This window comes from Salinibaculum rarum (genome assembly GCF_030505615.1).
GTDB lineage: Archaea > Halobacteriota > Halobacteria > Halobacteriales > Haloarculaceae > Salinibaculum > Salinibaculum rarum.
Window position 1 is genome coordinate 2002126 of record NZ_CP129992.1, and the last position, 19669, is coordinate 2021794.

Sequence of the window (19669 nt, forward strand, 5' to 3'; positions counted from 1 at the left end):
ATTACCAGAGGATGTGGGGCCAGACGAACTGGAAGAGCACCCAGATGAGCGCCGTCAGCACACCGGTCATGATGAGATTGAGGATGACACCCGCTCGCATCATGTCCTTCTGTTCGAGATAGCCTGACCCGAAGACGATGGCGTTGGGTGGCGTTGCGACCGGGAGCGCGAAGGCGAAACTCGCCGCGATGGCGCCCGACACGGCGAGGAAGACGGACGCGGCGACGTCGGGCAGTCCGAGTGTCGAAGAGAAGACGCCCCCGATGCCGATGAGGATGGGGATGATAATCGTCGATGTCGCCGTGTTCGAGGTCATCTCGGTCAGGAAGATGACGAGCAGGACGACGACGGCGACGACGAGGACAATCGGCGACCCGGTGAGTGACGTAAAGACAACGTCTGCAATCCACTCGGTTGCGCCGGTGTCCGCGAGCGCGTCGGCAAGCGAGATACCACCACCGAACAGCAGGATAGTCCCCCAGTCGATGTCGACGAGGTCGTCCCAGTCGGCGGTATCGGCGAGGACGAGTGCGGGAATCGAGAGCATCCCGACCATCACGTAGTAGAGCGCGCCCTGGTGGCCGCGCACGCCGAATATCGTCATGCCGTCACTGGTGCCATAGAGGGTGTTGAACCAGGTCTGGGGCAGCGGCAGGAAGCCGCTGTCGATGAGATACTGGACACCTTCGGCGAGTCCGCCGACGACCCAGAGGACGGCCGTCGCGGTGAAGATGTACGCGACGCGTTTGCCTCGCGGACCGAGCGGGCCCTCGTCGCGGAGTTCCTGGCGGGCCTGCGCGCGGGCATCGCTCACGTCGTCGATGCGGGGCGGATACAGCACCATCGTCAGCAGTATCCAGACCAGCGGTAGCGTGACGAAGACGACCGGGAGTCCGATGAGCAGCCAGTCGGCGAAGCTAATCTCGTAGCCCAGAATCGAGTTGAGCTGGCCGGCCAGAATCGCGTTTGGCGGCGTCCCGATGAGCGTGCCGACGCCACCGACGCTCGCGGCGTATGCGGTCCCGAGCAACAGCGACCGCTGGAAGTTCGTCGTTCCGCTGTCCCCAAGCGAGGCGGTGCCGTCAGTGGTATCGACCTCGTCGATGTCCTCAGTGGGGTCTGCATCGGGCGCGGTAATCCGGTCGCGGCCGACGACCTGCGCGAGCACACCCAGGGCGATGGGGAGCATCATCGCAGCGGTCGCGGTGTTCGAGACCCACATCGAGAGAAACGCAGTCGCGAGCATCACCGCGAGGATGAGGCGCCGCGGTGAGGACCCCATCGAGACCATCATCCGCAGGGCGATGCGGCGGTCAATATCGTACTTTTGCAATGCGTTAGCCAGCATGAACCCGGCGATAAACAGGAAGATGATGTGGTCGGCAAAGCCACGCAAGGCAGCGTCCATGTCGGCGTACACGCCAAAGCCAGTCAGCAAGATGGGAATCGAGAGCGCGGTGACCGCAAGCGGGAGTGACCCGGTGACCCACAGGAACCCCGCGAAGAACATCGTCGCGAACGCGTACTGTCCCCGGAGGGAGAGTCCCTCGGGCGTTGGCGCAAACGCGATGAGTGCTGTCCCGACCACCGCAACGGCAAACGCCAGTAATCGCTTTTGAGCCTCCGATTTTCCGAGTTGTATCATCTATACACGGCTGTTTGCTGGAATGTACTGATTAATACTTCGGATAGAATCCATATCGGCTCGTGTTACCGCGACACACGTCGCCGACCGTCGCTCAGAAGTGCTCGACCAGCGCCCGCACCTGGTCGTCGGTCAGTTCTGCGACGTACAAATCGAGCAGTTCCGCCCGACGAGACGGGGACAGCGCCCGGGCACCCGACTCCAGCATGGAGACGTGGGCCTGCTGGATGTCGTCGAGTTCCGTCTCGACGTCGCGTTGGCCGTAGTCCGCGGCAACCCGGAGGAGTCGCCAGGCTTGCGGTGACACGTCGTCGACGTCCAGCGACTCGGGCGACGCCATTACTCGAAGTCGTGGTCCGTCGTGGTAAAAAACCACCCGGGTCTCCGTCCGCTGGTGGTTCTCCGCCGGCCCCCCCTGTTAATCTGTCACGGCCGCTTCGTCATCGATCGTCTCGCCGTCGATCTCCGCGAGCACGCGCTCGTGGAACTCCTGGAGCACCGCAGACTCGTCTTCGGCCAGCACGACGTCACTCGCCATCAGCGTCGCCAGCCCGAACGCTCGCGGCGTCGGTGAGTCGACCCGCTTCAGGACCACTTCGAGGCGGTCGCAAACGATGTCAGACAGCACCGACTCGATGCCCGCGACGTTGAGTTTGTCCTCGAGAATCTCCCGGTATGTCTCTTCGATGACTGCAAAGTCCTCCAGGTCCGCTGCAAACCCCAGCAGCATGTCGCTGCTGACCTGTTGTTGACTGGCCGACTTCTCGTGGCCCTTGTACCGTTTGAGAATCATCAGCGCCCGCGTGGCGTTGATGCGAAAGTACCTGTCGAGTAGGTCGGTCCCGTCGAGACTCGCCCGGAGGTCTGCGCGTACGTCCTCGGGGTCGAGGTCCGTGACGATGCCGGCGATGTCGACTTTCCGGTTGAGCGGGAGCGAGAGCGTGAAGCCGTGGTCTGCGACAGCGACTTTCACGTTGGCGTTTGCCTGCTGGGCGCAGTGGTAGGCAAGCAGCCGGGAGATACCGTCGTTAAACCGGCGGCCGTAGTTCGAGTGGACGTAGTAGTGGCGCTCGTACTCGTCGTGGTCCAGCTCTTCCTCGATGACCAGTCGCTCGTCTGTCGCGACACTCTCCGTGCCAGCGTACCGGACCTGCTGGTCGAACATCCGCGTAATGGCCTGGACGCTGTTCTCGTCGAGCGGGAACTGCCGGAGCCAGACCCGCACCTCCGAGCGACCGCCGTTAGCGAGTCGCTCGCAGAGTTCCCCCTGGAACTGGAGAATCTCCCGCCCGAGGTCATACGAGAGCGGAAGCCGCTCGGAGAACCACGACGGGACGGTCGGGCGCGCGTTCGTCCGGTCGACGTAGACCTTCGAGCCGCGCCGGTACTGGAACTCGAAGTTATCACCACCCAGAACGAACACGTCGCCGCTGTCGAGCGTGTCGAGATACGACTCGTCGAGCTGGCCGACCCACTCCTTGCTGTTGCGGGTGTACACGTCACAGGTAAACGAATCCGGAATCGTACCGATGTTCGTCATGTAGATGACGCGGGCCAGGCGGCCACGCTTTCCGATGAGTTGCGCGCCGACCGGGTACTCCTCGTAGTGGTGTTCCCCGTCGGGTGGGTCGTTGGTGTCGCGCCAGATTTTCGCGTAGACGTTCTTGTCCTCCATCCCGTCGTAGTCGGCCGTGAGATAGCGAAACAGCTGTTCCAGTTTGTCGTCGCCGTAGTTCCGGTAGGGGTAGGCACGCCGGAGAATGTCGACGATTTCCTGCTCCGGTCGTGGGCCGTTGATTGCCATTCCGTAGACGTGCTGGGTGGCCACGTCCTGGGCGTTCTCCGGGACAAAGACCCGGTCGACGAATCCCTCCTGGGCTTTCTTGAGCATGACCGCACACTCGACGAGTTCGTCGCGGTCCAGCGCGACGACACGACCAGTGACCGTCTCGCCGAGTTGGTGGCCCGCCCGGCCGACCCGCTGGAGCAGTGACGCGACGGATTTCGGCGAGCCGACCTGGACCACGAGGTCGATATGGGGCATGTCGATACCGAGTTCCAGCGACGTGGAGGTGGTCACGACGTCCAGCGTCCCGGCTTTGAGTTGCTCTTCGATGTCCTGGCGGCGGTCTTTCGAGAGGCTGCCGTGGTGACACCCCGAGTTGTCCTCGTCGTAGTCGTCGTATCGCTCCCGGAGGTTGTGGAGGACGCGCTCGGCGCCAGAACGTGTATTCGTGAAGACGAGCGTGTTCGTGTGCTCGGCAATCAAATCGTGGAGTTGCTGGTAGAACCGGTCGTTGACGACGTTCGACGGCGTGTGAATCAGGTCGTCTGTCGGGCAGGTCAGTTCCATATCGAAGTCGCGAACGAATCGGGTGTCGACGAGTTCGTACTCGCGCGGGTCGCCGCCGGGGGTCGCCCGCCCGACCAGGAACTCGGCCATCGTCGAGAGCGGTTCGACCGTTGCCGAACAACCGATGCGGGTCGGCGACTGCTCGGCCATCGCCTCGAGTCGTTCCAGCGACACCGAGAGATGTGTGCCTCGTTTGTTCTCCGCGAGGCTGTGTATCTCGTCGACGACGACGTACTCGACGGTCTCTAGCTTCTGCTTGAACTTCGGGGAGTTCAGCAGGATAGCTAGCGTCTCCGGCGTCGTGTTCAGGATATGCGGCGTCTCCTCGAGCATCGCCTGTCGCTCGCTGTCGCTGGTGTCGCCGTGACGGATTGCGTGGCGCAGTTCCACGTCCTCGCCCCTGTCGTCTAGGTTTTCGGTGATGCCGTCGAGGGGCACCTCCAGATTCCGGTGGATGTCGTTTGCCAGCGACTTCAGCGGGGAGATGTACAGACAGTAGACGCTGTTTTCCAGTCCCTGCTCGCGGTCGCGGCGAAACAGTTCGTTGATGATACCGGTAAACGAGGCGAGCGTCTTCCCGCTGCCCGTCGGCGCGCAGATGAGTGCGTTCTCGCGCTCGTGGATGAGCGGAATCGCCTCCTTCTGTGGCGGGGTGAAGAACCCCTCGTTGTCGGGGACGAACGCGCCAAACTCCTCGACCCACCACTCGCGGACCGCAGGTTCGAGCAAATCGAGGACGTCGCCGTCGTCGATGTCGACGCTCGCTGGGTCAAAGCCTACGTCCCGCTGGGCGAGCAGGTCACGTTCTCCCATCTCGCTTCTCTCTGAGGACTGTATCCCCTTGTGGGTTTGGAGCGGGCGCTGAAAGTAAAACTCCTGACGAGCTCTCTAAAACTCGACTGCGCCGACCCAGAGCTCGTCACTGCACCTTGGACACTCGTAGTTGGTTTCGAAGGTCTCACACTCGGAATGCAAGTGATTTCCGCAGGTTTCACACTTGACCTGGTCTGTCGTTGTGACCCTCTCCCTGCACGTTGTACACCGCTGGTTGAGTAGCATTGTCTGTCCCCCTCGTATTGGGGTATGATACCAGTTGTCAAAGTCTTTTCGAAGTTTCAACAAAAAGAGTACAGTTTGGCGCGGCCCGGCCGACAATCAGCGAAACTGGTGTCCGTGTCGCAGCCACGCCTGGAGGTTAGGGGTCGACAGCGCGTCCATCACTCCGAGAGTGCCTGCCGTGTCGCCTCGATACCGCTCGCGGGGTTGACAGCCGCGCCCTCGTCGGCAAGCACCTCGGCGAAGGCGGTGACGAAGTACAGTGCATTCTCTGGCCGGGCGGAGTGGCCCATACAGCCAACGCGGAAGATGTCTCCCTCCAGTGCGCCGAGGCCGCTGACGATTTCGATGCCATACTCGTCCATCAGCCGCTGTGTGACGGTACTGTCGTCGACGCCGTCGGGGACGGTGACGGCGTTGAGCGAGGGCAGCCAGTGGTCCTCGGCGACGGCCAGTGGCGCACCTAGCGCTGTCACACCGGCTTTGATTGCCCCGGCGACGCGCTCGTGGCGGTCCCAGACGTTCTCGATGCCCTCCTCGCCGGCGAGTCGCAACGCTTCACGCAGCGCGTAGTTCGTCGAGATGGGGCCGGTGTGGTGGTAGTTTCGTTCCTCTCCCCAGTACTCCCAGACGCCTTCGAGGTCGAGATACCACGACCGGGGCCTGGTGTCTCGATTACGCACCTTCTCGACGGCGCGGTCGCTGAACGTAATCGGGCTGACGCCCGGCGGCGCGGAGAGACACTTCTGTGAGCCGGTGTACACCACGTCCAGCCCCCACTCGTCGGTGTAAAACTCGTTGCCGCCAAGCGATGCGACGGTGTCGGCGACGACGTACGCGTCGTGCTCGTGGGCGATGTCGGCCAGTTCCGAGACGGCTGGCTGACGGACGCCCGTGCTGGTCTCCCCGTGGACAAAGCCAAAGACAGTCGGCTGGTGGCGCTCGAACGCGGCTCGAACGTCCGCCGGGTCGAGCGGTTCGCCCCACGGCGCGTCGACAGTGACGAGTTCTGCGCCAGCACGCTCTGCGACCTGCCCCATCCGATTGCCAAAGTAGCCGTTCGACGGCACCAGTACCGTCTCGCCGGGTTCGACGAGGTTGGTAAATGCCGTCTCCATCCCCGCGGTACCGGTTCCGCTGACCGCGAAGGTGTGCTCGTTGTCGGTCTGGAAGACGTACTGCAAAAGCGCTTGGACGTCGTCCATCACGTCGACGTAGTAGTCGTCGAGATAGCCGACCAGCGGCGTCGCCATCGCGCGCAGGACTCGCGGATGGACGTTACTGGGTCCGGGACCGAGCAGTGTGCGCTCTGGCGGCACGAGTTCGCCGACGTCTGGTATCTCGTCCATATCGGACGTGTTCGTCGTGGCAGGGCAAAAAGACTGACCACGGTTTCTCCCTACAACTCACCCCAGTCTCCGGCTCCGGGTTGCTTAGCGGATGTGGACCGCCGGCTTGCCGGGGCGGGCTTTGCTGGCACGCTCGTCGTCGTCCGTCGCCTTTCTGACTGATACCGTGGCTCCGAACTCGTCGCGCAACAGCCACGACGCGCGGTCGAGGAGTTCGAACTCCTCGTCGCGTGCGAGCGTCGGCTCCAGTTGGTTTCGCTGGTCTTGCAGGGCTTCCGCGTACGACTGGGCCTCGCTACCGTGGGGCTGAATCGTTTCGTCGGTCATAATCTTGCCCACGAGCGCCTCGCTCTCGTCGGCCGCACGCGCGATATCGTACGCGCGGTACTTCCACTCGGGGGCGACGACGACTTCGATTTCCTCGGCGTCGTCGATGTTGGCCACGTCGAAGATGTCGCGGACGTCTGCGCGGAGATTGCGCACCAGTCTGCGCTCGGTGTCGTAAGCCTCCACTGGGTGTTCGGGCTCGGGCCAGTCGGCATGGGCGACGAGTTCGTCACCGCGGAGCATGTTCCACAGTTCCTCCCCGAGATACGGCGTCAGCGGGGCGACGAGGCGTGTCAGCACGCGCAGGCCGCGGCGATACACCGCCTCGTTTGGCGCGTCGAACTCTCGGTACTGCCGGAGCAGTTGCGCGAGCGCTCGAATCTCCGTGACGACCTGGTGGAACCGGAAGCGGTCGTAGTCGTCGGCCGCGGCGGCGACAGTGCGGTCGATTTCGCGGGCGACGTACTCGTCGTGTGACTCTCGGTCCTCGCGCGTCTCGGCATCGTTCGTGAAAGACTGGACCATCTCGAACAGCGTCTGCTGGAGGTCGTAGGAACTGCTGACCTCGCGGGCGGTCCACTCGAAGTCCTGTTCGGGGTGGGCCGCCGAGAGGACGAACAGGCGAGTCGTCTCCGCACCGTACTCGTGGGGATTGACGACGTTGCCTTTCGTCTTGGACATCTTCTCGCCCTCGTACAGTACCGTCCCCTGGTTGATGAGTTGCTGGACGGGTTCGCGCTCGTCCAGGAGCCCGATGTCCGAAAGCGCGCGGGCGAAAAAGCGGATATACAGCAGATGCAACACGGCGTGTTCCTCGCCGCCGACGTAAGCGTCGACCGGTAGCCAGTCATTGGCCCGCTCGGTGTCGAACGGGGCAGTGTCCAGATTCGGCGAGAGATAGCGCAGGAAGTACCACGAGGAGTCGACGAACGTGTCCATCGTGTCCGTCTCTCGCTTTGCGGGTGCTCCACACTCCGGACACTCGGTCTCGACGAACGACTCGATTTGCGAAAGCGGATTCCCCGTCGTCTGGACGAACTCCGGGAGTTCGACGGGTAGGTCCTCCTCGGGCACCAGCACCGGGCCACAGTCGTCGCAGTGGACGACCGGAATCGGCGTTCCCCAGTAGCGCTGCCGGGAGATGAGCCAGTCCCGGAGGCGGTAGGTCACGTCCGACTCGACGGCGTCGATGTCCTCGAGCATCCGCTCGCGTGCGGCCGAACTGGCCAGTCCGTTGTACTCGCCGCTGTTTGTCACCATGCCGGCATCGGTGTAGGGACTGTCCGGCAATTCGTCTGCGGAGCCGTCGACCGGTTCGACGACCTGTTCGACGGGCAGGTCGTGTTCCTTGGCGAACGCGTGGTCGCGCTCGTTGTGTGCGGGCACGCCCATCACCGCGCCCGTTCCCACGTCGTCAAGGACGTACTCGGCGACGTAGACTGGGAGTTTCTCGCCGGTGACCGGATGGACCGCGACGGCGTCGGTCTTGACACCCGACATGCTGCCGTAGTCGTGGTCGCCCCGGATGGCGTCGACGTACTCGGCGACCACACCGCCGTCTCTACTGTCCTCGACGAGGTCGTGGCCGGGCGAGAGCGCGATATAGGTGGCGCCACAGATAGTGTCGAGTCGCGTCGTGAACGCGTCGATGCTCCCATAGCCCGGAATCTCGAAGGTTACCGACGTCCCTTCGCGTTTGCCAATCCAGTTGCGCTGAATCTCTTTGACGCTCTCGGGCCAGTCGTCGAGGTCGTCCAGCCCGTCGAGCAACTCTTCTGCGTAGTCGGTAATCGAGAAGAACCACTGGTCGAGTTCCCGCTGTGTGACCGCAGTTTCACACCGCCAGCAGACGTCTGTGTTGCCGTCGTGGCCGCCTTCGACGACCTGTGCGTCCGCCAGCACTGTCTCGCAGTCCGGACACCAGTTGACCGTCGCGGCCTCGTACTCGACGAGTCCCTCCTCGTAGAACTCCCGGAAGAAGTACTGATTCCAGCGGTAGTACTCGGGCTTGTAGGTCGTTATCTCGCGGGACCAGTCGTAGCCAAAGCCCATATCCTCCATCTCCTCGCGCATCTGTGCGATACAGGCTTCCGTCCAGGATTCAGGGTCCGTATACCGCTCGTAGGCGGCGTTTTCGGCAGGGAGTCCGAAGGAATCCCACCCCATCGGGTGGAGTACGTCGTCGCCGTGCATCCGCCGATACCGGGCGTAGGCGTCCGTAATCGCGTAGTTGCGGACGTGCCCCATGTGAAGGTTGCCCGACGTGTAGGGGAACATCCCCAGCACGTATGTCGGGTCCGTGGCATCGTCGGCCAACTCGTAGGCGTCTTCCCGGTCCCACACATATTGCCAATACTCTTGAACACGCGCGTGGTTGTAGCTCCGCTGTGACATAGACGGCTGTTACTGGTGCTCCGGCGCCCGAGCATATCATTGTTCGGACGGGCGCCCCGACACTCGCGAGGAGTGCCCAGAAGACAGTCATTTCAGGTAGACCCGCCTGTGGCCAGATATGCGACTCACGTTTCTCGGGACCGGTAGCGCCATGCCGACGGGTGAGCGGTTCCAGACCGGATTGTTGCTTGAGACGGCCGAGAGCACGCTCATGGTCGACTGCGGGAGCGGCGCTCTCCACGCCCTCGCGCGGACGCAGACGGGCTACGAGGGCGCCGACACCGTCCTCCTGACACATCACCACCTCGACCACGTCTCGGACTTGCTCCCGCTGATGAAGGCGCGCTGGCTGGCCGGCGAGGAGGAACTGACCGTCCTCGGCCCAGAGGGAACCGAATCGCTGGTCGAAGGCTTACTCGACACCCACGAGTACATGCAAGACCGGCTTGCCCTCACCGTCCGTGACATCGACCCTACACCGCAGTCGGACCCACACGAGATTGCGGGGTTCGACGTCGGGGCCATGGAGACGCGTCACTCGATGGACTGTCTGGCCTATCGCTTCGAGTCGCCGGACGAGGCCGGCCCAATCACCTTCAGCGCCGACAGCGAGGCGTTTACCGACCTCGTCGAGTTCGCTGACGGCTCTGCGGTGTTCGTCCACGACTGCTCGTTCCCAGACGAGGTCGACGTCTCGAATCACCCGACACCCACGAGTCTTGGACAGACGCTCGCGGAAGCCGACGCTACACTCGGCCGCGTCTATCTGACACACCTGTACCCACACACCGACGGCAAACACGAGGAGATGCTCTCCTCGCTTGGCACCCACTACGATGGCGACGTTCGCATCGCTCGCGACGAACTCTCCATCGACGTCTCCGAAAAGTGAGCGTCAGGCGCGGTCGAGCGTGACACGGAAGTCCGCACCGCCGCGGTCGCTGTCCCGGACCTCGACGGTTCCGCCGTAGGATTCGGTCAGGGCGCGAGCCAGCCCCATCCCGAGTCCGGTGCCGTCGCTCTCGGGCCCTTTCTTCCCCATCTGGAATATCTCGTCGCGGATTTCGTCGGCGACGCCTGCCCCGTCGTCGGCGAATCCGACGACGACGGTATCCGGGGTCGGCTCTTCGGCGTACACGTCGACGGCAATCTCGCCGTCGTTGTGGACCGCGGCGTTCGAGAGGATGTTCGTGAAAATCGAGTCGAGCAAATCGCCCGCGAAGACCTGATAGTCGAAGTCGGCGGGGTCGTACTCGACCGTGAGTCGGTCGAACTTGAGGCCAACGTTCTCGACGACGTCCGTGAGAATTGGTTCGAGGGCGCGCGATTCCAGGTTGCCGTCCCGTTCGAGCGTCTTGACGAGGTCGCCGACGCGGTCGATGAGGTCCGCCGCGTCGGTCGCCGTCTGGTTTATTTTCCCGGCGTACTCCGTGAGTTGCTCGTCGTCTTCGACGAGTCCCAGTATCGCGTCGGAGAACCCGGCGATGACCTGCAGGTCGTTGCCCAGGTCGTGTCGAAGCAGGCGGTCGTAGACCTCTATCAACTCTTTTCGTTTCTCCAGGTCGTTGCGAGCGCGTTCGAGTCGCTCGCGCGCCCGAATGTTGTTGACGGCAGTCGCGACGTGGTCGGCCAGGTACTCCAGTGGCTTGACGTGGTGTTCCTCGACGCGCCCGAGCGCGTCCCAACGGGCGGTCATGATGACGCCGACCTCGCCTATCTCCTGGCTGTAGACACTCGGTGCGGCGATGGTGAGCCCACTTTCCGGCTCCTCGATACCGAGGTCGGCTGCGCTGACGACGACGGTATCTTCTGTCGTGTACTCGACGTTGGTCGCGGCATCCGGCAGGATGACTGTCTTGCCCGTCTCGTATGCGTGCTGTGCAATCGCAGACGCCTCGTCCCCGGCCGAAAGTCCGGGAGACATACTCTCGAGAACGCGAAGCTCTCCCTGATAGACTTCCGTGACTGTGGGTGATGGGTGTCCATCCATGACGTGGACGGACGCCTCCAGTGCGTACGTTCCGACTTCCTCGACCGTGTCACTCTGGTTCAGTTCACGGCTGTACTTCACGAGTTGCCCGACCGTTCGTGCAGTTTTACTATCGTCACGACGCGATTTAGAGTGTTCGTCAGATGCCATTATAGTCCACTGGAGAGGTAAGTAGCGTAAAAAACGGCATCCGTATAAAAAACCGTTTCGCCGATTTCGGCTGTCGATACTCGAAGTGTCGGGCTACAATGCGCTGCCGATATCATTCCAGTCTGTACCGCAACAGCGCCGCGATGCCACCGAGGTTACGCAGTTGTTGGCCGGGCGCAAACTCCCCGGAGAAGACGGTGACCTCACCGCCTTTCTGTTCGACAGTCTCGATGACGGTGTCGGCGTCGATGTCCCAGTCGCCCTCGCCGCCACGCTCTGCACGCAGTCGGTCGTCGAGAACGAGCAACTGCTCGACGGCGCCGTAGTCGGCCGCTTTCGCCACCTGCTCGGGACCGTAGGCGACTTTCGTGCCCTCGGCGATGCGACCGGTGAGTTCGTCGATGAGTTCCGACTCCTCGGCGATGCGGGTCTCTTTCTGGACTTCGTCGACGGCACCGCGCTTGAGGACTTCGTGGACGCCGCGGTCACCGACGCTGCTTGTGTCGACGGTGGTGATTTTCTCGGTCAGGCCCTGGGTGTTCTCCTCGATGTAATCGAGCGCGTCCTGTTTCGTGAAGCCGGGGCCGGCGAGGATAATCGCCTCCACGTCGAGACGCTTTAGCACGGCAGTGAGGTCCGCGAACAGTTCCGAACGCGGTTGGGCGTAGTCGCCTTTGCCGGTCGGCGCGGTGATGGTCGCCCGTTCCTCGACGCCGTACTGGGCGACGGTGTGGACGTGTGCTTCGCCTTCTTCGACGGTGGCGATTGCCACGTCGGGGTTTTCCGTCGCCTCGACGGCGTCCTCGATGCGGTCGAGTTGGTCCGGTTTCCAGCGCTTCTCGACTGTCAGTTCTTCCCGTTCTTCGACGTTGATAGTGTGGTGGAGGCCGAGCTGGTCCTCGCGTGAACAGTCGGTGATGGTCCCGCCAACGCGGAGTCGGTTTGCGAACTTCGCGAACTCGACGTCTTCGACATCGAGTGCGAGCCAGAGGTGCTCGCGCTCGCCGCCGGTGTCACGGAGTTGCTCGTCGTTGCGCTGGATGCGTCGCGTGGTGTCGCCCGCGACGCGGTCACCCGGCTCGATGACGTGTGAGAGATGCCAGAGGTCGTCGAGGCTCTCGGGCACGAGCGTCAATCGCTCACGCCCACCTTCGACGGTCTGCCGGTCGGCAATGCGCATGCGCCGGTCTCCGCGCTTTTCGGATAAGTGGCTACTGGTCGCGGCCGCAGGTCGGACCGTCGTATAAATACCTTTCCCAGAGTTGTCGTTCCAGAAACTCCTCATCGGGACTCTTTATATCCGATGTTGTACGAGAGGATGCGATGGATGGACTCCCCTGCGGATGGTTGGTCGCCATCGCACCGAGCATGGCAGTCTCATCGTCGCCCAGTCTACCCCGCTGACGCGACGAGGGCTGGTCCCTCTCCGAGGGACCCGACCCGCCTCGTGTGGGGACGTGCGACAGCACCCGCCGCTCTGGTGGCCACAACGCCTGCCCCCCGCTGACTGTCTCTGACAGCCTGCACCTGCCGGCCACTGCGGCCCTCCATCGCGATTCAGACAGGCGCCGACCATCGTTCTCAAATCCCTCGCGCTGCTATTCACGGCTGTGTCTCGCGAGGCTGCCGACTACCTGCGAACGGACCCTGTACTTGCACCGCTCGTCGAGGAACACGGCCCCCTGGAGCTGGCGCCGGCCGAAGACATCTTCGAGCGGTTCGTCGTCTCCATCGTCCGCCAGCAGGTGTCGATGGACGCCGCGGCGGCCATCCGGGAGCGACTGTTCGATCGGGTGGAAGTGACACCGGCCGGGATTCTGGCCACAGACGCCGAGATGCTCCGGGACGCTGGACTCTCGGCAGCGAAAGTCGAGTACGTGAACGCAGTGGCCGAACGCTTTGCCGACCGGGGATACGACCGTGCGTACTTTGCCGACCACTCCGACGAGGACGTTCTCGCCGAACTCACCGAGATTCACGGGGTCGGCCCCTGGACCGCGAAGATGTTCCTGCTCTTCTGTCTGGGTCGCCCGGACGTCTTCCCCGTCGAGGACCTCGGCGTTCGCCAGGGGATGAGCGCCGTCGTGGACTCGGAGCTAACCCGTGCACAGATGCGCGAGCGGGCGACTGACTGGCAGCCCTACCGGTCGTACGCTTCGCTGTATCTCTGGCGGGCCGCTGACGGGTGACCGACCGCGGAGCACGGCCCGTGAACGACCCACCCAGTTTAGTCCCTCGCCGCCGAACAGTCACGCACAACGCGGTCTGCTCTGATGGCTCGCTACGAAACTACCGTCGAGGACGGCACGATTTACGTCGGGACGGCCGACGGTCCACTGGAGGTCGGCACCGTCGAGGACGCCGTCGACACTGTCGGCGGGCCGTCCTGGACGATTGTCTACTCCGAGGAGGAACGGGACCGACACCCCGAACTTGACACCTCCGACGAGGGATTGACTGTCGACGTAGTGGACATGCTGCGGGCGATGACCCACTCCGAGCGGTTCGTCGAGACGCTGGCCGCACAGCCCGCGGACCCGCCGGCCGACGACGACATCTCCCCGCGATTGGGACTGCTCGTCGGCAAACTGCTGAACAATCTCGAAAGCGGACTGGACTGAGACCTAACTGGGGCGGCGCCGCTGGCAGGAGAGTACGTTCTGGCACTCCGATAGCTGTGGCTCGTGAGTATTGAACAGACGGGGTAGGTCGGCCAGCAGTAACCACACGCCGAAACGCGGGCCGAAAGGTACTGACTGACCGTGCCGTCTACACTTACTTCTCTTCCGTTGCTACAAGACACCTCCGATACACGCGGGTCCCGGATACCGGACTGTGACGGCTCATTCGAAGTCCCACAGCGACTGCTGACCCTCGATTTCCCCCGACCGCTGGCTCTCAGGAGCGTCCACAGAGTCTGCTTCGTTGGCCATCCCATTGTTCTCGGAACCGCCGTCCCCGTCTACATCCGCGCTGGTTTCCCAGCCGTCGAGACTCGCCTGGTCTTCCTCGGTAAATTGCAGGTTCGAGACGCGGACGCCCAGTTTGCGGACCCGGTCGTCGGCAAACTCTGTCAGCAGGTCCAGCGCGACCGACTCCACCAGGTCGGCGTCTTCGATTGGTCCTGGTAGCGAGCGCGCTCGCGTGTGTACGTCGAACGGCGGTGTCACCACCTTGATACCGATGGTCTGGTACAGCGCCCCCTCCCGCTGTGCACGCTCTGCCACGTCGGCTGCGAGGGCGCGCACGCGGTCGCGTTTGGCCTCCGTCGATGCGGTCGGTTCCGTGAACGCCGACTCGCGGTTGAGGCTCTTTGGCTGGCCCTTCGGCTCGACGGGCCGGGTGTCCTCGCCGCGGGCGAAGCGATAGACCTCAAGGCCGCGTTCGCCAAAGCGCTCCTCGATGCGTGTCGCATCCGCTGTGGCGAGGTCGCCTGCCGTCTCGATACCCATCTCGCGAAACTCGCTTGCCGTGACCGGACCGACGCCGTGGACGCGCTCAACGGAGAGGGGAGCCAGAAACGACCGAACGTCGCCCGGTTCGACGACGACCAGCCCGTCCGGTTTGTCGTGGTCGCTGGCGACTTTGGCCGCGCTCATCGCGGGTGCGATACCGATGCTTGCGGTGACGCCCACCTCGTCGTCGATGCGCGATTTGAGCCTGCGACCGAACGAGCGAACGTCCCCGTCCCAGTCTATCCGGTCGGTCACGTCCAGATACGCCTCGTCGATGCTGACCTCTCTGACCCTGTCGGCCTCGTCGTGGAGAATCGCCTTCACGTCTGCGGCGATCGATTCGTAGAAGTCCAGGTCGACCGGCCGATAGAAGCCGGCCTCGTCGACGCTCAGCGACGGGTCTTTCGCGGCGTCGACTTTCCGCGGGAGCGCGTCGAGTGCCTCGGAGATTGCCTGTGCCGACTCGACGCCGAACTCGCGGGCCTCGTAGCTCGCTGTGGCGACTGCCCCGTGTGACTCGTCGGCTTCGTACCCCATGCCGACAACGACCGGTTCGCCCCGGAGCGGCGGCTCACGGAGGCGTTCGCACGCGGCGTAGAAACAGTCCATATCGACGTGACACACGACCCGCTCGCTGTCGTCGCTCACTCCCGGCAACGTCTCGTGCCGGCCCATACCGACGGCACGGGCTGGGTGGTGTTAAGCGGTTCTCTCCGAGGAATCGAACGCAAAAGTGCCACGGTGTAGCCGGCCGGGCCTACACCGGGCGCGTTGCCTGGACTGCGGTGCCAATTGACTGTAACGGCCGACGGTCGTTCCCGCCGGAAGCCCCGCTCACCAGGGCTTCACCCGTATGTTAACGCCTATCACACTTAACCGTTACGGGTGTTTTGACAGTATGACATCGCCGCCGCTCACTCGAAGTTCCCGACCTGCTCCATCTGTCGGACGAAACAGCTCGGACTACAGTAGCGCTCGGTTCGGGCCTCGCGGCCGCCACCGGCCGGCAGAACGTGTTCGACCCGTTCGCCGCCTCCTTCTTCCGCGAGCGTGCCCCCGCAGAAACAACAGGTCGGCTGGTTCGGTGTCGATTCGGTCTGGCGCTGGCTGGCCAGCAACTGGCCCCGGTGTGTCGGGTCGTGAACTCCCATCTGTGTACCTCCCAGCACGCACTGTGGCGTGTTACCATCCGATTGTCAGCCCCTGCTCTTAGTTGTTCGTCAGACACGGGACACCGAAACCGAAGGCGACACTTTCGAGACAGTGGCCGCCGTCGAGTCGACAACGACCCGCCAATGACTATCGAGCAAAGCGACAGGCCGTGTCCGGACTGCGACCATCCGATGCAAGTCATCTACGTAACCGAACTCAAACAGGTCGTCTCCGGGTGGGCCTGTCCGGAGTGTGGGTACCTCGCCTCGGAAAAGAACGGCGTCGAAGACAGCGTCGAGAAACCCGTCTCACGGGAGTACCTGCTTCGTATCGAACGGCCCCTCTCCGACGACGACGTGCGTAACCCGCTGGCGAGCGTCGAAGACGAATTTCGCGCCCGGGCACGCGCCGAGATGGCCGACGACGAGGTGTGGCTTCTCATCGACCCCGATGAGGACCGTATCGTCGACGCGCGACTGGGCGACGACGTCGAAGAATCCGACTCCTGACCTGCGTTCCTACACCTGCTCGCAGACTCGGTCGTGGAATCGCTCGCGGAACCGGTGACTCTCCTCGCCGTCCGTCTGGAGTTCGATGACGGTCGTGGTCCCGTCGCCGACGGACGACTCGAAAGCGTCGAGGAACGCAGCACGGCCATCGACGCGCTCGAACGAGAGGTCATACAGGTCTTCAGTCGCCTCGAAATCGAGGCCGTGGGGCGTCTCGAAGTGCTCGGTAAAGGGCGGGTCGAAGTCCTCGATGGGGAGGATATGGAAGATGCCGCCGCCGTCGTTGTTGACGAGGACGATAGTAGCGTCGACGTCACAGCGCGCGAGCGCGAGCAGGCCGTTCATGTCGTGGTAGTACGCGATGTCACCGGTGACGAGCACCAGCGGGTCGTCGGTGGCACTCCCGGCGCCCAGCGCCGTCGACGTGATGCCGTCGATGCCGCTGACTCCGCGATTGCCGTACGCCGACAGCGCCGCCGGCCGTGGCCGGCCGAAGCGGTCCAGGTCACGGACGGGCATGCTGTTCGAGACGAACAACGTCGTCGGGTCCGGACAGTGCGTGGCCACGTCGTGGAGGATCGCCCCTTCGAAGTACGATTCCTCGCAGGCGTCCTCGACTACGTCCCAGTAGCGCGATTCCGCTCGCTCGAAGCGCTTGCGCCACGCTGGGTTGCCGGTCGTATCGACGACGTCCGCCAGGTCCGAGAGGACCGCAGAGGGGTCTGCGACGACGTGGTCGGTCGCGGTAAACTCCGCTTCCGGCCAGTCACCGGCAGGGTCGACGACCAGTTGTCGCGCGTCCGAATCGCGGAGGTACTGTCGGAGTACTTTCGAAGTCGGCGAGAACCCGGTCCGGACGACGACGTCCGGGTCGGGCCAGTCGACGCCGTCGAGATACGAGTCGTACCCGCCACAGACCGTCGCCGAGTCGACGTGTGCGCCAAAGCGATGTCCCGAAAGCGGGTCCGCCAGCACGGGAACGCCCGTCGCCTCGGTGAACGCACGGAGTGCGTCCCGGGAGGGAGTCGGGCCGTCCGAGGGGCCACAGACGAGCAGGCCCCGGTCGGCAGTCTCGAGGAGCGCGCCAAATCGCCGCAGGTCGGCCTCCTCTAGTCTCGCGGTGCCGGTCGTCGTGGTGACGAACGGCCCGTCGCGCCCCGTCGCTGCCAGCGGCGCGTCCGTCGCGAAGGAGTCTGGCACGTCGCCGGGTACTTCGGTCGGCTCCAGCGGTTTGCGGAAGGGAACGTTCAGGTGGACCGGTCCCGCCGGGGTTTCGGTCGCGTCACGGACCGCGCGGGCGGCAGTCACCCGGAGCGAGCGGAGTTTCCGCGCGTCGGCTTCCGGCTCCGGGAGTGTGCGGTACGCCCGGACGGCGTCGCCGTAGAGGTGTTCCTGTCTGGTCGTCTGGTTCGCGCCGCTGTCCTGCAACTCGGGCGGGCGGTCCGCGGTCAAAAGCAAGAGTGGGACGCGACTCTCGCTGGCTTCCAGCACCGCGGGGTGGAAGTTCGCCGCCGCAGTCCCGGAGGTACAGACGACGGCCGTCACGTCACCGGTCCGACGGGCACGCCCAAGCGCGAAGAAGGCACTCGACCGCTCGTCGAGATGGGAGAACACGTCGATGTCGGGGTGGTCGGCGAAGGCGACGGTCAGCGGCGTCGAACGACTGCCCGGGGAGAGACAGACCGCGTCGACGCCTGCGGCGGCGAGTTCGTCGGCGAGTGTCTGTCCCCACAGCGTGTTGCGGTTGGGCGCGGTCATGCGAGTTCGTCGAGCATCGGTCCGTACTTCAGTTGTAGTTCGTCCCACTCCTCGTCGGGGTCGCTGTCGGCGACGATGCCCGCGCCGGCAAACAGCGTCGCAGAGTGGTCGCCTGCCAGTGCCGACCGGATGGCGACCGCGAAGGTCCCGTCACCGTCGGCGTCGAGCCAGCCGATGGGTGCCGCGTACCAGCCCCGGTCGAACGCCTCCGTCTCCCGAATCGTCCGCAGTGCCTCGTCCGGCGGTAGTCCGCCGACGGCCGGCGTCGGGTGCAGTGCCTCGACCAGCGAGAGGATGTGCGTGTCGGAAGCCAGTTCCGCCTGAATCGGCGTCTGGAGGTGCTGGACGGTGTCGAGCTGGCGAATCGTCCGACTCCCCGTCGTGATGTCCTCGGCGAGAGGCGCGAGTTGCTCGCGAATCGCGTCGGCGACAATCTCGTGTTCGTGGACGTCTTTCTCGCTTTCGCGAAGCTGTGTGGCCAGCCACTCGTCTTCGTCGGTGGTCTCGCCCCGGCCGGTCGAGCCGGCGAGTGCTTCCGTCCGGACGGTCCGCCCATCGAGAGTCACCAGCCGCTCCGGCGTCGCACCGAAGAAGGTACTCCCGACGGCCGGTTCGAACAGGAACCGGAAACAGCCGGGATAGGTTCGGCTCAGTCGACTGAGCGCGTCCGGCACGTCGACGTCCCGTTCGAGCGAGAGCGTCAGCGACTGTGCCAGCACGACCTTCTGGAGCGTGCCGCGGTCGACCTGGTCGATAGCCGAGCGCACCTGGTCGCGCCAGCCGTCTTTCGACGGCGTCGGCTTTCGATGCGTGATACCTGGCGGCCCTGTCGGGGCGAGGTCCGGCACGGAGGTCAGCCGGTCTTGCCACTTGTCGAGGGTCTCGGCGGCGCGGTCGGCCGCGTCGACACCGGTCGCAGCAGCCGTCAGCCAGGCCCCGTCGGTAGTCATCGTCAGCTGTATCGCGGGGAGCACGAACTGGGCGCCGGGATAGCCACTCCAGATGTCCTCACCGCCGGGGTCGGCGTGGTTTTCGTGAAACGCAAAGCCGCCGAACAGCCGGGGCCGTGCGTGGTCGTGGAGCGTGTCCGGCGTCTGGAGTCCGTCGAACAGTCCGTCTGCGGCCTCTCTGACGGCCGCGAAACGCTCTCTGCCGTCAGCGGCAATCACCGCGGCGGCTCCACCGGCGACGAATGTCGTGGTGGCGTCCCCCCACGCCAGACGGGGCCGCTCTGCGGCCTGGAGCATGGGCCGCACGGACGGACGCTCGACCGGACACGACTGGACGACACCGGTGACCTCCGACACTGGCACCGCCTGTCCGTCGGCTCGCACTGATTCCATCTACCACCTGTAGGGTTTCCCGACGTTTGAGCCTAACTATACGCCCGGCCGTTAGCGCCGACAGGGAGCCCGGTGGCGCGATATACTATCGAAACGCCGAGAGATATACGATATTCGGGAAGAAAATATTTACTCAGACCAACTTCCCTTCTGCCAAGCAGGTGTTGTTTTTGTGCGAGACTGAACAA

15 protein-coding genes are annotated in these 19669 nt (G+C 64.1%); 4 read left to right on the forward strand and 11 right to left on the reverse strand.

The genetic code is table 11. From position 1 onward, the window contains the following. Window position 1: 1 nt before the first annotated feature. The 5 genes from QYL91_RS10600 to leuS form a co-directional block, all read right to left on the reverse strand. Window positions 2-1645 (reverse strand): SLC13 family permease, encoded by a 1644-nt coding sequence (locus QYL91_RS10600; RefSeq protein ID WP_302080472.1) that lies wholly within the window; start codon window positions 1643-1645, stop codon window positions 2-4. A 94-nt stretch (window positions 1646-1739) separates the two neighbouring features. Then, window positions 1740-1985 carry a hypothetical protein gene (locus tag QYL91_RS10605; RefSeq protein ID WP_302080473.1) on the reverse strand — a complete coding sequence of 82 codons (246 nt, stop codon included), beginning with the start codon at window positions 1983-1985 and terminating at the stop codon, window positions 1740-1742. Between the two features lie 78 nt (window positions 1986-2063). Continuing rightward, window positions 2064-4811 (reverse strand): ATP-dependent helicase, encoded by a 2748-nt coding sequence (locus QYL91_RS10610; protein ID WP_302080474.1) that lies wholly within the window; start codon window positions 4809-4811, stop codon window positions 2064-2066. 404 nt (window positions 4812-5215) lie between these two features. Further along, entirely contained in the window at window positions 5216-6403 is a 1188-nt protein-coding gene (locus QYL91_RS10615) for a pyridoxal-phosphate-dependent aminotransferase family protein (protein WP_302080475.1), read from the reverse strand. Window positions 6404-6487: 84 nt separating this feature from the next. Further along, the gene (gene leuS / locus QYL91_RS10620) at window positions 6488-9124 is read right to left on the reverse strand and encodes a leucine--tRNA ligase (protein WP_302080476.1); all 2637 of its coding nucleotides are present in this window, start codon (window positions 9122-9124) and stop codon (window positions 6488-6490) included. A gap of 118 nt (window positions 9125-9242) precedes the next feature. Here leuS and QYL91_RS10625 point away from each other — a divergent pair, with 118 nt between their 5' ends. Next, window positions 9243-10016, forward strand: coding sequence for an MBL fold metallo-hydrolase (locus tag QYL91_RS10625; protein WP_302080477.1), 774 nt, complete (start codon window positions 9243-9245; stop codon window positions 10014-10016). 3 nt (window positions 10017-10019) lie between these two features. On the opposite strand, the gene QYL91_RS10630 is transcribed toward QYL91_RS10625, so the two are convergent. Further along, entirely contained in the window at window positions 10020-11264 is a 1245-nt protein-coding gene (locus QYL91_RS10630) for a sensor histidine kinase (protein ID WP_302080478.1), read from the reverse strand. Window positions 11265-11376: 112 nt separating this feature from the next. Further along, window positions 11377-12444, reverse strand: coding sequence for an mRNA surveillance protein pelota (locus QYL91_RS10635; protein WP_302080479.1), 1068 nt, complete (start codon window positions 12442-12444; stop codon window positions 11377-11379). A gap of 430 nt (window positions 12445-12874) precedes the next feature. Here QYL91_RS10635 and QYL91_RS10640 point away from each other — a divergent pair, with 430 nt between their 5' ends. Both QYL91_RS10640 and QYL91_RS10645 read left to right on the forward strand, forming a co-directional pair. Next, the gene (locus QYL91_RS10640) at window positions 12875-13453 is read left to right on the forward strand and encodes a DNA-3-methyladenine glycosylase family protein (RefSeq protein WP_302080480.1); all 579 of its coding nucleotides are present in this window, start codon (window positions 12875-12877) and stop codon (window positions 13451-13453) included. A gap of 84 nt (window positions 13454-13537) precedes the next feature. Beyond that, a complete protein-coding gene (locus QYL91_RS10645; RefSeq protein WP_302080481.1) occupies window positions 13538-13885 on the forward strand; it encodes a hypothetical protein in 348 nt (115 codons plus the stop codon). A gap of 222 nt (window positions 13886-14107) precedes the next feature. Here QYL91_RS10645 and dinB read toward each other — a convergent pair whose 3' ends face one another. Further along, complete coding sequence (gene dinB / locus QYL91_RS10650) at window positions 14108-15394, reverse strand: DNA polymerase IV (RefSeq protein ID WP_302080482.1); 1287 nt, start codon at window positions 15392-15394, stop codon at window positions 14108-14110. A gap of 239 nt (window positions 15395-15633) precedes the next feature. Then, the gene (locus QYL91_RS10655; RefSeq protein ID WP_302080483.1) at window positions 15634-15870 is read right to left on the reverse strand and encodes a hypothetical protein; all 237 of its coding nucleotides are present in this window, start codon (window positions 15868-15870) and stop codon (window positions 15634-15636) included. 144 nt (window positions 15871-16014) lie between these two features. Between QYL91_RS10655 and QYL91_RS10660 the strand changes: the two genes are divergently transcribed. Beyond that, window positions 16015-16380, forward strand: a complete 366-nt coding sequence (locus tag QYL91_RS10660; RefSeq protein ID WP_302080484.1) for a hypothetical protein — start codon at window positions 16015-16017, stop codon at window positions 16378-16380. Window positions 16381-16389: 9 nt separating this feature from the next. On the opposite strand, the gene menD is transcribed toward QYL91_RS10660, so the two are convergent. After that, window positions 16390-18138, reverse strand: coding sequence for a 2-succinyl-5-enolpyruvyl-6-hydroxy-3-cyclohexene-1-carboxylic-acid synthase (gene menD / locus QYL91_RS10665; RefSeq protein ID WP_302080485.1), 1749 nt, complete (start codon window positions 18136-18138; stop codon window positions 16390-16392). Further along, window positions 18135-19481: an isochorismate synthase gene (locus tag QYL91_RS10670; protein ID WP_302080486.1), complete on the reverse strand. Its 1347-nt coding sequence runs from the start codon at window positions 19479-19481 to the stop codon at window positions 18135-18137. Before QYL91_RS10670 ends, menD begins: the two co-directional genes overlap by 4 nt. Window positions 19482-19669: the final 188 nt, after the last annotated feature.